Source organism: Chryseobacterium sp. MMO-72, from assembly GCF_037146035.1.
GTDB lineage: Bacteria > Bacteroidota > Bacteroidia > Flavobacteriales > Weeksellaceae > Chryseobacterium > Chryseobacterium indicum.
The window spans coordinates 56051-69237 of sequence record NZ_JBBCWG010000016.1; the positions used below are offsets into that span (position 1 = coordinate 56051).

The 13187-nt window shown below is 35.4% G+C and carries 16 protein-coding genes and 1 other RNA gene; 12 read left to right on the forward strand and 5 right to left on the reverse strand.

Features of this window, described 5'->3' with window-relative positions; genetic code table 11:
* Nucleotides 1-57 precede the first annotated feature (57 nt).
* Entirely contained in the window at nucleotides 58-591 is a 534-nt protein-coding gene (locus tag WFH39_RS18245; protein ID WP_336690927.1) for an SRPBCC family protein, read from the forward strand.
* 60 nt (nucleotides 592-651) lie between these two features.
* Here the strand turns inward: WFH39_RS18245 and WFH39_RS18250 are convergent, their stop codons facing one another.
* Nucleotides 652-1020, reverse strand: coding sequence for a DUF805 domain-containing protein (locus WFH39_RS18250; RefSeq protein WP_336690928.1), 369 nt, complete (start codon nucleotides 1018-1020; stop codon nucleotides 652-654).
* 139 nt (nucleotides 1021-1159) lie between these two features.
* Here WFH39_RS18250 and WFH39_RS18255 point away from each other — a divergent pair, with 139 nt between their 5' ends.
* From WFH39_RS18255 to rimM, 4 genes are all read left to right on the forward strand, one after another.
* Nucleotides 1160-1609, forward strand: coding sequence for a hypothetical protein (locus tag WFH39_RS18255; RefSeq protein WP_214590678.1), 450 nt, complete (start codon nucleotides 1160-1162; stop codon nucleotides 1607-1609).
* 255 nt (nucleotides 1610-1864) lie between these two features.
* Nucleotides 1865-2377, forward strand: a complete 513-nt coding sequence (locus WFH39_RS18260; RefSeq protein ID WP_336690929.1) for a nitroreductase family protein — start codon at nucleotides 1865-1867, stop codon at nucleotides 2375-2377.
* Between the two features lie 224 nt (nucleotides 2378-2601).
* Nucleotides 2602-3159, forward strand: a complete 558-nt coding sequence (locus WFH39_RS18265; RefSeq protein WP_336690930.1) for a 30S ribosomal protein S16 — start codon at nucleotides 2602-2604, stop codon at nucleotides 3157-3159.
* A 12-nt stretch (nucleotides 3160-3171) separates the two neighbouring features.
* The gene (gene rimM, locus WFH39_RS18270; RefSeq protein WP_235129813.1) at nucleotides 3172-3714 is read left to right on the forward strand and encodes a ribosome maturation factor RimM; all 543 of its coding nucleotides are present in this window, start codon (nucleotides 3172-3174) and stop codon (nucleotides 3712-3714) included.
* Nucleotides 3715-3735: 21 nt separating this feature from the next.
* Here rimM and WFH39_RS18275 read toward each other — a convergent pair whose 3' ends face one another.
* Nucleotides 3736-4692, reverse strand: a complete 957-nt coding sequence (locus WFH39_RS18275; protein ID WP_336690931.1) for an XRE family transcriptional regulator — start codon at nucleotides 4690-4692, stop codon at nucleotides 3736-3738.
* 90 nt (nucleotides 4693-4782) lie between these two features.
* Here WFH39_RS18275 and WFH39_RS18280 point away from each other — a divergent pair, with 90 nt between their 5' ends.
* The 6 genes from WFH39_RS18280 (at nucleotide 4783) to rpoN (ending at nucleotide 9655) form a co-directional block, all read left to right on the forward strand.
* Nucleotides 4783-5253: a hypothetical protein gene (locus WFH39_RS18280; protein ID WP_336690932.1), complete on the forward strand. Its 471-nt coding sequence runs from the start codon at nucleotides 4783-4785 to the stop codon at nucleotides 5251-5253.
* A gap of 20 nt (nucleotides 5254-5273) precedes the next feature.
* Complete coding sequence (locus tag WFH39_RS18285; protein ID WP_336690933.1) at nucleotides 5274-5873, forward strand: CDP-alcohol phosphatidyltransferase family protein; 600 nt, start codon at nucleotides 5274-5276, stop codon at nucleotides 5871-5873.
* Nucleotides 5874-6007: 134 nt separating this feature from the next.
* Nucleotides 6008-7456, forward strand: coding sequence for an asparagine--tRNA ligase (asnS, locus tag WFH39_RS18290; protein WP_336690934.1), 1449 nt, complete (start codon nucleotides 6008-6010; stop codon nucleotides 7454-7456).
* A gap of 78 nt (nucleotides 7457-7534) precedes the next feature.
* Nucleotides 7535-7750, forward strand: coding sequence for a DUF2683 family protein (locus WFH39_RS18295; RefSeq protein WP_336690935.1), 216 nt, complete (start codon nucleotides 7535-7537; stop codon nucleotides 7748-7750).
* Nucleotides 7738-8031 carry a type II toxin-antitoxin system RelE/ParE family toxin gene (locus tag WFH39_RS18300; protein WP_336690936.1) on the forward strand — a complete coding sequence of 98 codons (294 nt, stop codon included), beginning with the start codon at nucleotides 7738-7740 and terminating at the stop codon, nucleotides 8029-8031. Before WFH39_RS18295 ends, WFH39_RS18300 begins: the two co-directional genes overlap by 13 nt.
* A 160-nt stretch (nucleotides 8032-8191) precedes the next feature.
* The gene (rpoN, locus tag WFH39_RS18305) at nucleotides 8192-9655 is read left to right on the forward strand and encodes an RNA polymerase factor sigma-54 (RefSeq protein WP_235129818.1); all 1464 of its coding nucleotides are present in this window, start codon (nucleotides 8192-8194) and stop codon (nucleotides 9653-9655) included.
* A gap of 154 nt (nucleotides 9656-9809) precedes the next feature.
* On the opposite strand, the gene WFH39_RS18310 is transcribed toward rpoN, so the two are convergent.
* The 3 genes from WFH39_RS18310 to WFH39_RS18320 all read right to left on the reverse strand — a co-directional run bounded on the left by WFH39_RS18310 (nucleotide 9810) and on the right by WFH39_RS18320 (nucleotide 12653).
* The gene (locus tag WFH39_RS18310; RefSeq protein ID WP_336690937.1) at nucleotides 9810-11432 is read right to left on the reverse strand and encodes an AMP-binding protein; all 1623 of its coding nucleotides are present in this window, start codon (nucleotides 11430-11432) and stop codon (nucleotides 9810-9812) included.
* Between the two features lie 62 nt (nucleotides 11433-11494).
* Nucleotides 11495-12169: a beta-carotene 15,15'-monooxygenase gene (locus WFH39_RS18315; protein WP_336690938.1), complete on the reverse strand. Its 675-nt coding sequence runs from the start codon at nucleotides 12167-12169 to the stop codon at nucleotides 11495-11497.
* Nucleotides 12162-12653, reverse strand: a complete 492-nt coding sequence (locus WFH39_RS18320) for an RNA polymerase sigma factor (RefSeq protein WP_076396001.1) — start codon at nucleotides 12651-12653, stop codon at nucleotides 12162-12164. The genes WFH39_RS18315 and WFH39_RS18320 overlap by 8 nt, the downstream gene beginning before the upstream one ends.
* A gap of 194 nt (nucleotides 12654-12847) precedes the next feature.
* Between WFH39_RS18320 and rnpB the strand changes: the two genes are divergently transcribed.
* An RNA gene (gene rnpB / locus WFH39_RS18325) (RNase P RNA component class A) lies at nucleotides 12848-13172 on the forward strand.
* Nucleotides 13173-13187: the final 15 nt, after the last annotated feature.

Genomic DNA, 13187 nt, shown 5'->3' on the forward strand with positions numbered 1-13187 from the left:
GACAGTTAACTAAAGTCTTATTAAGATAAAATTATAAACTCCTAAAATAATATAACGATGAAAACATTTTTAAAGGCTCTTGGAATCATTATTTTGTTAATTGCAGTTTACGCTGTAGTTGCCATTTTGGCTTTCGGCAACAATTATCATTATGAAAAATCTATGGTGATGAACGCTCCGAAAGAAAAAGTCTGGAAACAGATCAGTTCCACAAAAGCATTCAACCAGTGGAATCCGTGGATGAGGCTGGATCCGAATATGAAACTTACATACTCCGGAAATGAAGGACAGGTGGGAGATAAATATTGTTGGGACAGCAAAAATGATGATGCAGGAGCAGGATGTCAGGAAATAAAAGAGCTAGTTGAAAACCAGAAACAAAAAACTGAAATGATTTTTGAAAGACCTTTTGCGGGACAGGCAACCTCAGAAATTACTTTATCTCCAGAAGGAAATGGTACAAAAGTAACGTGGACGATGGATACGGAGCAAGATCCGATGATGAAAATAATGCGCCCGATGATGGATTACCAAATGGGAAAATCCTACGAAGAAGGTCTGAATAATCTGAAGAAATTAGTAGAGAAATAAAGAATTTGTTTAAGCCAAAAATAAATTAAAGCCTTGTGAAATTTTCACAAGGCTTTATTCTTAATATTCTTTTTGACCTATTTCATTGATAGAATTGTAATTTCCTTCACCCTTCGGATTGGGACCGTATTCATTCGGACCATGGTCACTATCCGCAAATAACATCCAGAGTGAATAAAAAGGAATAATCTGAAACCATCCTGAATTTCCTCTGTCGTGACATCTTTTTGCTCCTTGTGCTAACATAAACCACACTAGAGGAATAAGCAATAGTAAAAAGATAATAAGAAGAACTCCTGGAGGATCTTCGTTATTATTAATATTAAAATAAAGATTGAAGGGAACAGAAAATACTAAATAGATAAGATAGGATAGTCCATACTCTGTTCTTCTGATTCTTCCCTCGAAAGAAAATGGTGCTTTAAACATGGTATTTTTAGTTTTATTTGTTAAAAAACAAATGTAGAAATTATTTTAAAATTTCAGTACCATATTTGGAATTGTTATTTTATGTTAAGCCGAATAAGAATTATTGAAAAAATATTATCTTTATATAAAGATTTGATTCATGGAGAAGACCGTATTTGAGAAAAATAACATAAGAAATTATGTGAAGAACGTAATAGCCGAAAAAATTGAGAAACTTAAAAACTTTATTGAATTTACTCAGGAAGCAAGCCGTGATATAAAAAAAACTCCGAAATATGACAGCATGCGCGAGGAAATGCAGGAAGAAATCTACCAGATGCAGCGTCAGTTGGGCGCATTAAATGATCTCAGGAGAAATATGGCTAAAGTCCTGAATAATTCTACCGAAAGAGTTCAGCTGGGTTCTCTGGTCATTACCAATAAGGCACGGTTTTATATTTCAGTTTCTTTAGGTGAATTTTTCTTCGAAGGAGACCGCTTTTACGCTATTTCATCTGAAAGTCCGATGGCAAAGAAAATGATGGGCATGAAACCCGGAGATGAATTTACGCTCAATAAAATCCATCAGAAAATTGTTGAGGTACTTTAATTTTTATAAATGATGAATGATGAATGATGAATGATGAATGATGAATGATGAATGATGAATTTTTCAAACTAAGCACGGGCTGTCATTCTGAATGGAGCGTAGCGGAGTGAAGATTTTACTTTGGTGATATTAACGTTGAATATTCGTTAGAATGACAAACAAACTTTTAAAATAAACGGATAATCTAAATTATCAATAACTAAAAACTATCAGCTATCAACAGCCAGCCATCAACTTTTTCGTAATTTTACGCTCATGAATAAAGCAGAAGTTTTAAAAGAAATCATAGAGCAGAGAAGAAGCATATTTCCAAAAGATTATTCAGATACAGAAATTTCACAGGAAATTCTCGACGAAATTTTACATTCGGCAACGTTAGCTCCCAATCATAAACGTACAAAACCCTGGCGTTTGAAAATATTCAGAGGAGAGGAAAAAGCAAAACTGGCTTTAGAAATGCAGTCGATTTACAAATTTACCCAACCTGAACATCTTTTTTTAGAAAAAAAATATAATGATATCGGTTTTAAAATCAATAAAGCAGATACCGTAGTCTCCATTGTTGTTAATTTCAGCGGAATGGTTCCGGAATGGGAAGAAATTGCCGCAGTTTCTATGGCGGTTCAGAATATGTATCTTACCTGTACAGCAAATAATATCGGATGTTACTGGAGTTCCCCGAAAATTGTAGATCATTTAAAAGAGTCTTTAACGATTGAGGAAAATCAAAAATGTCTTGGGTTGTTCTACATGGGTAATTTGGACTAAATAGCCCTGATCGAACGGCATGTCTGAGCTCTTTTCCTTGGATTTCGGCGCGGCGAAGCCGCGCCGGAATCTAAGGAAAAAGCGAGTAGTGAGAGCAGGTTCCCGGCTCCCCAAAAAGAGAATTTACAAAACTTTTTACCGGAAGCTTTTTACTTTGAACTTTTTTATTATCTTTGCACTCTTAAATATTTAACTGGGACGAGTTCCCGTAAAATTCAAACATTATGTCAGTAAAAATCAGATTACAAAGACACGGATCTAAAGGAAGACCTTTTTTCCACATCGTGGTTGCAGATTCTAGAGCAAGAAGAGATGGTAAATTCATCGAGAAACTAGGAACATACAACCCAATTACAAACCCTGCAACTATCGATTTGAACGTTGATTCTGCTGTGAAGTGGTTAAACAACGGTGCTCAGCCAACTGATACTGCAAGAGCTATTCTTTCTTACAAAGGAGCGCTTTACAAAAAACACTTACAAGGTGGTGTTGCTAAAGGAGCTTTTGATGAGGCTGAAGCTGAAAAAAGATTCAATGCTTGGGTAGAAGCTAAAGAAGCTAAAGTACAAGGTAAAGTAGACGGTTTGGCTACTGCTAAATCTGATGCTAAGAAAGCTGCTTTAGAAGCTGAAGTAAAAGTAAATGAAGCTAGATTGGCGGCTGCTGCACAGGCTGAAGCGGACGCTAAAGCTGCTGAAGAAGCTGCAACAAATGCACCTGCTGAAGAAACTACAGAAGGAGAAGCTGCTGCTGAATCTACAGAAGAAAATACTGAAGCTTAAGAAAAATCCGGTATGCGTAAAGAAGATTGCTATTTATTAGGAAAAATCACGCGCAGACACGGACTTGCGGGAAACGTTATCCTTAAACTGGATACCGATCAACCCGAGCTTTACAATAAACTGGAATCAATATTCGTTGAAATCAACGGATTATTGGTTCCTTTTTTTATTGAAAAATCATCATGGAGTAAATTGGATGCTCTTAATATTGCCTTTAAAAATTCCTCGGAAGCTTTAGTGGATCAATCATTGGGGAAAAACGTCTATCTTCCTCTCTCAAGTTTACCAAAACTTACCGGAAAGCAATTTTATTACCATGAAATCATCGGGTACAATATCCATGATGAAAATGATAACGACTGTGGAGTGATCCGTTCTGTAAACGATCAGACAGCGCAGGTTTACTTTATTACCAATCTCGATGGAAAAGAAGTGGTAATCCCTATCATCAAAGACTGGATCTTAGAAGTGAACAGAGATGAAAGATTCATCAAAATGCAGCTTCCGGAAGGTCTTATTGATGTTTTCTTGGTTCCTTCCAAGAAAGACGAATAATTTTACAAATAATTTTGCTGCTTACATTTTAGTATTCAGTTTCTTTTTCAAATCCTCAATCTGAGTATACATTCGGTTAAAAAATATTTTTCGGTCCCGGTTTCCCGAAGTATTCATCGATTTTGAATTTTTTATCTGATGTTCAAAATAATTCAGTGTTTCGGTACACGTCTTTTCATCGTTAATCAGAATATAACCAAACATATTGGTCGGAATAGCAAACAGTGACAGTTGAGGATGATGAAAAAAGATGTCATTGGAAAGATGCATCAGTTCATTTTCATATAATTGAAATTTAAGATTGTTTTCTGTTTTTTCCTCAATATACTGTATAAGTTCCGTTAATTCATTTAAAATAATCCGAGCCTCACTCTGTTTCAGGTGTCCCGTTTCAGAATAAAACAAAATTTGCTGTAGGATGCTCGAAATGGTGCTGTTATTCCATAACTCAATAACATTCTGTTCCTCATATTTCTTCCTGAGTTCTTTCGTATCAAGTTTAAAATCGGGAGGCGAAAACTGCAGAAAAGGAATGAAAACCTGTTTGGAATTAAGGAGATTCATCCATACATATACTTTAAAACGGGAAAGCATCGAATCTGAAAGTGTGTAAAAAAACGGAATGTCTTTCGCCGAATAATAGATCGTCATTCCTTTTGAAAGAGGAAGATTTTCAAACACATTGAGATTGTTCTGGAAAAATGATTTTAAATCTTCTGTTTCCGTAACAACACTTGTTTTTCTTACTATAATCTGCCGGTCAGAAGTCTGAAACTGATCCAGAGAAATCTGAAAATATTTTGCCAGTTCCAGAGCTTCCTCTAAACTGAATTTTGCTTTCAGGGAAGTTCTTCGGTGTGCCGCATCGTAGCTGATATTGAGAATGTTGGCAATTTCGTCATTCAGAGATTTTTCGCCAATCTTTTTTCGGATTTCTTTAAGCAAACGTTCCTGATACATGGTTTTTGCGATTTTCACAAATGTAGAGATTTATTTTAATTTTTTTTCGCATTTATGAAACAGCTTTTCAAGTATAGCTTTGAGGTGTAATTTTTAAAATAAGCAATCATGAAAAATTTGTTATTAATCATTGCGCTGTCTTTTTGCAGTTTTGTAAACGCACAAATCGGCAACAAAAAAGACTGGGCAATTATAGGATCAATTATTTGCACTCGTCTCGAATTAACCATCATGAATGATAAATCTTTTCTTTCTTTCGGTCCTAAAATTCCTCTTAATGAAAATAATTATGTGAGTTTAAGAGGGCATTTCAATTGGTGGGATACATCGGAAAGAAAATTTATTGTTATTCCGGAACTGGATTATTTTTACAAAGTTGCAGATTTCAAAGAAAAAAGTATAATTACCAATTTATATACCGGTGCCGGAATTACTCCATATGCGGTATCACCAAAATTTGGAATAGTTTTTTACCATTTTATTGCTGCTGAATCGGGTTATAATATTGAATACGAACCTTATAAGTATTTTTCTACTTCAGGTTTCAGATTTTCTTTGGGATTTAATTTAGTCTTTTAAATCTTAAAAAAACAATTGAAATGAAAACAATACCCTATCTATTAATCGCCACAAGATTTTGTTTGGCTCCAATCATCCTTCTATTAGCTTATTTCAAAGGCGCAGAATCCCGGTTTTTAATTTTAAGCTTAATGTATTTTGGTTTATTAACCGATATTTTCGACGGAATTATTGCCCGAAAAGTCGGTGTCTCTTCCGAAAAACTTAGAAGATTAGACAGTCAGACCGATTTGATATTCTGGCTATCTCTTGGATTTGCTTCTTACTTTTTAAATGCCGAATTAATAAAAAACGAATGGAAAGGGGTTGCTCTAATTTTCGTAATGGAAGCACTTTGCTATATAATGAGCTGGCTAAAATTCGGGAAAGAGACCTGTACTCACGCTTTTTTATCAAAAATGTGGGGACTGAGTTTGCTGATCGCTTTTACCTGTTTAATTGGTTTTCAACAGGCAGGTTGGGCTTTTTATCTTACCGTTATTTTGGGATTTATTTCGCATATTGACGTAATTTTAATTATTTTGATTCTTCCCAAATGGCAATATGATGTTCCGAGTTCTTATCATGCATGGAAAATTAGGAAAGGAAAACAGAGAAAAAAAACGATTTTCTTTAATTGATTCTTATTTAAAGCATAATTTTTTGAGTAATTAATTGATAAATGAATTGAATTAAAACAGTGTAATCCTCAAATTGCGCTGTTTTTTTGTAACTTTGCAGACATTAATTTTTACAGAAAAATTTTAATCAACAAATGAAAAAGCAGACAATTAAGGAAATCCTACAGGATTACAAAAAAGTATTACATCATGACATTACGGTTTACGGTTGGGTAAGAACGTTCCGTGCGAATCGCTTCATTGCGCTTAATGATGGTTCTACGATTAATAATTTGCAGATTGTTGTTGATTTTGAAAATTTCGACGAAGAGATTATCAGCAAAATCAGTACAGCTTCTTCCCTTAAAATTGTAGGAGAAGTGGTGGAAAGTCAGGGAGCAGGACAGGCTGTTGAGATTTTAGCTAAAAAAATTACCATTTTAGGAGATAACTTCACGGAAGAAAGAGACAAAACGATTCTTCAGCCTAAAAAACACTCATTGGAAACTTTGAGGGATCAGGCGCATTTAAGATTCAGAACCAACTTATTCGGAGCAGTTTTCAGAGTGCGTCATGCGGTGAGTTTTGCGGTACATTCTTTCTTTAACCAGAATCAGTTTTTTTACATCAACACACCGGTCATTACGGGAGCTGATGCAGAAGGAGCCGGAGAAATGTTCGGGGTAACGAACTTTGATTTAAATAATATTCCAAGAGATGAGCAGGGAGATATCGATTTTTCTCAGGATTTCTTCGGAAGAAAAACAAATTTAACGGTTTCCGGACAGCTTGAAGGAGAGACTGCGGCGATGGGATTGGGAAGAATTTATACTTTCGGACCTACTTTTCGTGCAGAAAATTCAAACACAACACGACACCTTGCAGAATTCTGGATGATTGAGCCAGAAGTGGCTTTTAACAACCTTGAGGATAACATTGATCTTGCAGAAGATTTCTTAAAATATGTAATTAAATATGTACTGGATCACTGCAAAGACGATCTTGAGTTCTTAGACAAACGTTTTGAAGAAGAGCAAAAATCCAAGGCTGAAAAAGACAGAGCAAAAGAAGGTCTTATCGAAAAGCTTGAAAATGTAATTGCGAAACGTTTCAAGAGAGTTTCTTATACAGAAGCTATCGAGATCTTAATGAACTCAAAAGAAAATAAGAAAGGAAAATTCCAGTATCCGGTTGAAAACTGGGGAACCGATCTTCAGTCTGAGCACGAAAGATATCTGGTTGAAAAGCATTTCGAAAGTCCGGTAGTTCTGTTTGATTATCCAAAAGAGATCAAAGCATTCTACATGAAGTTGAATGAAGACGGAAAAACAGTTGCTGCGATGGACGTTCTTTTCCCGGGAATCGGAGAAATCATCGGAGGTTCTGAAAGAGAAGCGAGATTAGATGTTTTGAAGCAGAAAATGACAGAAATGCACGTTGATGAACACGAATTGTGGTGGTATTTAGATACAAGAAAATTTGGTTCTGTTCCGCACGCAGGATTTGGTCTGGGATTGGAGAGACTGGTTCTTTTCGTAACAGGAATGACGAACATCAGAGATGTAATTCCTTTTCCGAGAACACCTAAAAATGCTGAGTTCTAATTTTTTAATAAAAAATATAGAAATCCTTCTGAGAACATCGGAAGGATTTTTTTATTAACTTTACTTAAAATAATGATGATGAGTACAATTACCATACATACAGAAAACGAAAATCAGATCAATCTTCTGAAAGCCCTTCTGAAAGAGCTGAAAATTAATTTTGAAATTGATAAAGAAGAAAATCTTACAGAGTGGCAGAAGAAACAATTGCTAAAGGGTATAGATGAGGCTGATAAAGGAGATTTTGTTAGTAAAGAAGATGCTAAAGAAATTTTGGATCAATGTTTCAAATAAAATGGACTCGTCAGGCATTGTTATCTTTTGCTGACACATTAAAATATTGGATTGCTCATAATTCTTCCCAAACATATTCAAAAAAGCTAAGAAAAGAAGTTGAGAAAAAAGAAAAACTTATTTCCGAAAATCCGAATATAGGTTCACCCTCTGAAATTGATGATGTTAAATATGTTTTAATTGATAAAAATTTTTCCCTTTATTATCGGGTTAATAAAGATGTTATTGAAATTCTGGCGTTTTGGGATAACAGAAGAGATCCTGAAAATCTGGAGATATAAGAATAAAAAAGCCCTGAAAATCATTGTTCAGGGCTTTTTTTGTTTATTTTAAATAGCTTATTATACATAATTGAATACAAAAATCGTGCTAAAATTTAATTTTATCAAAAAAAAGTATTAAATTCGTAAAATATGTTATGTTAAAACACCAACTAGTAATATGCTAAAACAACACTTACAACTCAAATTAGGACAAAAGCTGGCTCCCCAGCAAATCCAGTTAATGAAGTTGATCCAGCTTCATACACTGGAGTTTGAAGAGGAACTTGAGAGGGAGTTAGAAGAAAATCCGGCATTGGAGATCGCAAAAGAAGAATCTAAGGAAGATGATTATTCTTCTCTCGAAGATACGTATGAAACAGAAGGAACGGAAAGTATTGAAACGGATTTTGATGTAGACCAATATCTTTACGACGACGAACCAAGTTATAAAACAGCATCCAGCAACTATTCCTCAGACGATGAGGAATTTGATAACGAAAGTCTTCTGACAGAAGGGCAGTCTTTGTATGATTATCTGATGGAACAGATTAATCTTGCCAATATTAACAAAGAAGATCTGAAGATTGCGGAATATCTTATCGGAAATCTCGATACAGACGGATATTTGAGAAGGGAAATAAAATCTATTGTTGATGACCTTGCATTTTCTCAGGGAATTTATACAACGAGAGAAAATGTAGAAGATATTCTGGAAAACTATGTACAGAAACTTGATCCACCCGGTGTGGGAGCAAGAGGTCTTCAGGAATGTCTTTTGCTGCAGATTGAGAAAAAAGTAAGCTCAGATAAAGCGGTTTCTCTGGCTGCCAGTATTCTGAGACATCAGTTTGATGCACTTACCAACAAACACTATAACAAGATCATTCAGAAGTATGATATCGAGGAGGAAGATCTGAGAGACGCTCTGGATGAAATTTCAAAATTATCTCCAAAAGTGGGGGGTAACTTTGATACGCAAACCATTACCATTAATCAGGAAATTATTCCGGATTTTGTAATTCAGGTGAAAGACGGACAGGTTATTCCGATGCTGAACAGCAAAAACGCACCTACTTTAAGAGTTTCTGAAGAATACAAAGATATTTTATCTACTTATTCTCACGATAAGAATTCTGCAGAACACAAACAGGCGGCTTTGTTCATCAAGCAGAAATTAGACGCTGCAAAATGGTATATTGATGCAATTAATCAGCGCCAGAATACATTATTGCAAACCATTACTGCGATTGTGAAATTTCAGAAAGACTATTTCCTTACGGGAGATGAAAAATCTTTGAGACCCATGATTCTTAAAGATATTGCCGATATCACAGGCTTCGATATATCAACAATTTCAAGAGTGGTAAAAAGCAAATACGCCGATACACCGAACGGAATTATTTACCTTAAAGATCTGTTCTCGGATAGTTTAACGAATGATGACGGAGAGGAAGTTTCTACAAAAGAAATCAAAATGCATCTTCAGGAAGTGATCAGCAAAGAAAATAAGAGAAAACCTCTAACGGATGATGCTTTAGTGGTTATTCTGAAAGAGCAGGGCTACAATATCGCCAGAAGAACGATCGCAAAATACCGCGAACAGCTTAATATTCCGGTAGCGAGATTAAGAAAAGAATTATAAAATAGAAAAGCAGTTCAAATCGAACTGCTTTTTTTATTGTTTTTTAATTATCCATAAAGTTGTATCTCATTCTGAAACAGCCTGAAAAGATTCGAACGAAGTTGAAAGAATCTCCATTTGTAAAGTGGATTCTTCGCTACAAATGACAAGATCTTTAAATCTTTGCCTTATCTAATCCCAATTCCTTTACAGAAACTTCCCGCATTTCCACTTTTCGTACTTTTCCGGAAATCGTCATCGGGAATTCATCCACAAACTTCCAGTACTTTGGAACTTTATAATGGGCGATTCTGCCTCTGCAATACTCTAAAAGTTCTTCTTCTGTTACCTGAAAACCTTTTCTCACTTTCACCCATGCCATAACTTCTTCTCCGAATTTCTCGCTCGGAACTCCGATGATCTGAACATCAAGAATATTCGGATACGTGTACAAAAAGTCTTCAATTTCTTTCGGAGAAATATTTTCACCACCACGGATAATCAGGTCTTTAATCCTTCCGGAAATGGTAATATAGCCTTCTTCATCCATTACTGCCATATCTCCGGTATGCATCCATCTTCCTTCGTCAAGAACTTTTCTGGTGTTTTCGGGATCGTTCCAGTATTTCAGCATTACAGAATATCCTCTTGTACACAGTTCCCCGTGTTCGCCGCGCGCAACGATTTTTCCGTTTTCATCAATGATTTTTATTTCCAGATGATCCTGAACCGTTCCTACCGTATTCACCTGCTTTTCAAATGGGGTTCCGATAAGAGTTTGCGTAGAAACAGGGGAGGTTTCTGTCATTCCGTAGCAGATGCTCATTTCTTTAATATTCATGAGACTTTCCACCTTTTTCATAATTTCCGGAGGGCATACTGAGCCCGCCATTACGCCTGTTCTTAAACTTGAAAAATCAAAGGTTTCGAAATTTTTTACGGCTAATTCTGCAATAAACATAGTCGGAACTCCGTAAAGCGAGGTGCATTTTTCGTCAGAAACAACTTTCAAAGTGATTTCAGGATCAAAACTGTCATTCGGAATTACCATACAGGCTCCGTGAGAAGTACAGCAGATGTTTCCGATTACCATTCCGAAACAGTGATAAAAAGGAACAGGAATGCAGACCCTGTCTTTTTCAGTATACTTTAACCGAATTCCGATAAAATATCCGTTATTTAAAATATTATGATGAGAAAGCGTAACTCCTTTCGGAAAACCCGTTGTTCCTGAAGTATATTGAATATTCACAGGATCGTCAAACTGAACATGCTCCTCAAAACTGTGGAGTGTATCATCAGAAATATGCTGTCCGTTATTTAAAAACTCTTCCCAGCTATCATCAAAGAAAACTTCAGATTTTAAGGTGACACAAAACTCTCTTGCATCCGCAATCATCTGTTTATAATCGCTGGATTTGAAAGCCAGAGATGAAAAAATATGGGACATTTCAGACTGATTGATCACAAAGATCAGTTCACTGGTTCTGTAAGCGGGATTGATATTGACTAAAATAACTCCGATTCTTGCGGTTGCATATTGTAAAAGAACCCATTCGTAACGGTTGGTAGACCAGATTCCGATGCGGTCTCCGGATTTTGCTCCCAGAAAAATCAGTGCTTTTGCAACCGCTGTTGTCTGATTGTAAAATTCCTGATAGGTAGCGCGGTAATTTTGATGTACACAGATTAATGCTTCGTGATTAGGAAATTTTTCAACCGTGTGTTTCAGGTTATTTCCGATGGTTTCACCCAATAAAGAAATGTCGGAAGCGCCATGAACATAGGATATTTGCATAGAATAAAAGATTTGGTTAAATAAAATTAACAATAATATCTTAAATTCCTGCAGTTTTCAGTTTAAATTTCCTGCGAATCGATTTCTTTCAGCTGAGTTAAATTCTTATCAAGCTTTTTGATGATAATTCCATAAACAACCCTGTAATACAGCCATACCATTATTACTGTAAAAACAGTACTTATGATAATACCTGCTACAAATCCTACTAGCGTAGAATTGGTAATTTCTACATTCTGAGTATTTAAAATATAAAAAACAAAGATTGTGAAAATAGAGGTAAAAGTGATTAATAATGCGATATTAATTAAAATAAAGGCATTAACTGTCTTCTTAAATTTAATGATCTTAAGAATAAACTTTTTAAGATTTTCCTCAATTTTTATAACCTTATAATTCTGATAAAATTTAAGAACAAAATAAGCTGTAATGGCTAAACTTAAAACTTTTAATACGAGATAAATATTGTCGAACGTATTTTCTAATTCCGAAGTTTTCTGTACGCCCAGCTTTGTAAGAATATTAATGAAAGAGTTGGATTCCTTTCCCTGAATGATGTAGAATAATCCTATTAATGTAAAGAATAAAAACTCGAAAACACTGATCCAGAAAATATACTTCACATAATTTCGTGATTTTTTGTTGAGCATCTGAAGAATCTCATTGTTATTGTATTTTTCCTGAACAGGCTGTTCCTGCCATGTTTTCTTAAAGCTGTCTAAATCAAATTCAGGCATATTTTTCCATCTGTTCTTTAAGGGTTTTCTTTAATCTGTTCATTTTCACACGCGCATTTACTTCGGTAATACCGAGGTTTTCTGCAATATCCTTATAAGGCAAATCATCCAGATACATCATCACGATTGCTCTTTCCACATTGGGAAGGGTTTTGATTACTGTATACAAAAGTGATACCTGTTGCTGTTTTTCGTCATCATCTTCCACAAAATCTGCATGGTTGATGTCCAGTTCATTAGTCTGTAAACTTTTGCTTTTTTTTCTGAAAAGGGTGATAGCGGTATTTAAAGCAACACGGTACATCCACGTAGAAATTTTGGAATTTCCTTTAAATGAGTCATAACTTCTCCACAATTGTAACACAATTTCCTGAAAAAGATCTTCCTCGTCCTCCAAAGAATTGGTGTAAAGACGCGAAACCTTAATAATCAGACCCTGATTATCCTTAATAAGCTGCGCAAATTCCTTTTCCTTTGAAGCCAATTGGGATGTTTAATTTTTGTAGCACGAAGATAATAATTATTAGTCAATTGTCAATTTTACTTCGTAATTGAATGGTGAATTTTTTCTTTTCATTAAAGTGATTTCAATGCTTTATAAATTGAGAATGAATTTAATTGACAATTCACAATCCACAAAATGTGGATTTAATTCACATTTTGCTATCTTTGCAGCCACGAGAAAATCGGCTTGTTGATTTCCCGTTTCACGGGAGGTAGGAAAGTCCGGACACCGTAGAGCAGCAAAGCGGATAACATCCGTCACCCGCGAGGGTAGGACAAGTGCAACAGAAAGGATGTACAGTTCGGCTGTAGTGAAATCAGGTAAACTCTTTGTGGTGCAATGATAAGTATATCGGTTCTTTTCAGCAATGAAAATAGGAGTTGCTCGCTCTGAAAGCCGAGGGGTAATCAGCTAAAGTTTTGCAGCAATGTAAGATGCAGATAAATAACAGGCACTTCTTCGGAAGAACAAAATCCGGCTTATAGATTTTCTCGTGGTTTTTTAAGAGTTGGA

Coding starts and splice junctions, on each gene's coding strand:
- WFH39_RS18260 (WP_336690929.1), top strand. CDS start 1,865: ATGAATAAAGCAGAAGTTTTAAAAGAAATCATAGAGCAGAGAAGAAGC.
- WFH39_RS18285 (WP_336690933.1), top strand. CDS start 5,274: ATGAAAACAATACCCTATCTATTAATCGCCACAAGATTTTGTTTGGCT.
- WFH39_RS18280 (WP_336690932.1), top strand. CDS start 4,783: ATGAAAAATTTGTTATTAATCATTGCGCTGTCTTTTTGCAGTTTTGTA.
- WFH39_RS18315 (WP_336690938.1), bottom strand. CDS start 12,169: ATGCCTGAATTTGATTTAGACAGCTTTAAGAAAACATGGCAGGAACAG.
- WFH39_RS18295 (WP_336690935.1), top strand. CDS start 7,535: ATGAGTACAATTACCATACATACAGAAAACGAAAATCAGATCAATCTT.
- WFH39_RS18250 (WP_336690928.1), bottom strand. CDS start 1,020: ATGTTTAAAGCACCATTTTCTTTCGAGGGAAGAATCAGAAGAACAGAG.
- WFH39_RS18300 (WP_336690936.1), top strand. CDS start 7,738: ATGTTTCAAATAAAATGGACTCGTCAGGCATTGTTATCTTTTGCTGAC.
- WFH39_RS18310 (WP_336690937.1), bottom strand. CDS start 11,432: ATGCAAATATCCTATGTTCATGGCGCTTCCGACATTTCTTTATTGGGT.
- rimM (WP_235129813.1), top strand. CDS start 3,172: ATGCGTAAAGAAGATTGCTATTTATTAGGAAAAATCACGCGCAGACAC.
- WFH39_RS18265 (WP_336690930.1), top strand. CDS start 2,602: ATGTCAGTAAAAATCAGATTACAAAGACACGGATCTAAAGGAAGACCT.
- WFH39_RS18245 (WP_336690927.1), top strand. CDS start 58: ATGAAAACATTTTTAAAGGCTCTTGGAATCATTATTTTGTTAATTGCA.
- asnS (WP_336690934.1), top strand. CDS start 6,008: ATGAAAAAGCAGACAATTAAGGAAATCCTACAGGATTACAAAAAAGTA.
- WFH39_RS18255 (WP_214590678.1), top strand. CDS start 1,160: ATGGAGAAGACCGTATTTGAGAAAAATAACATAAGAAATTATGTGAAG.
- rpoN (WP_235129818.1), top strand. CDS start 8,192: ATGCTAAAACAACACTTACAACTCAAATTAGGACAAAAGCTGGCTCCC.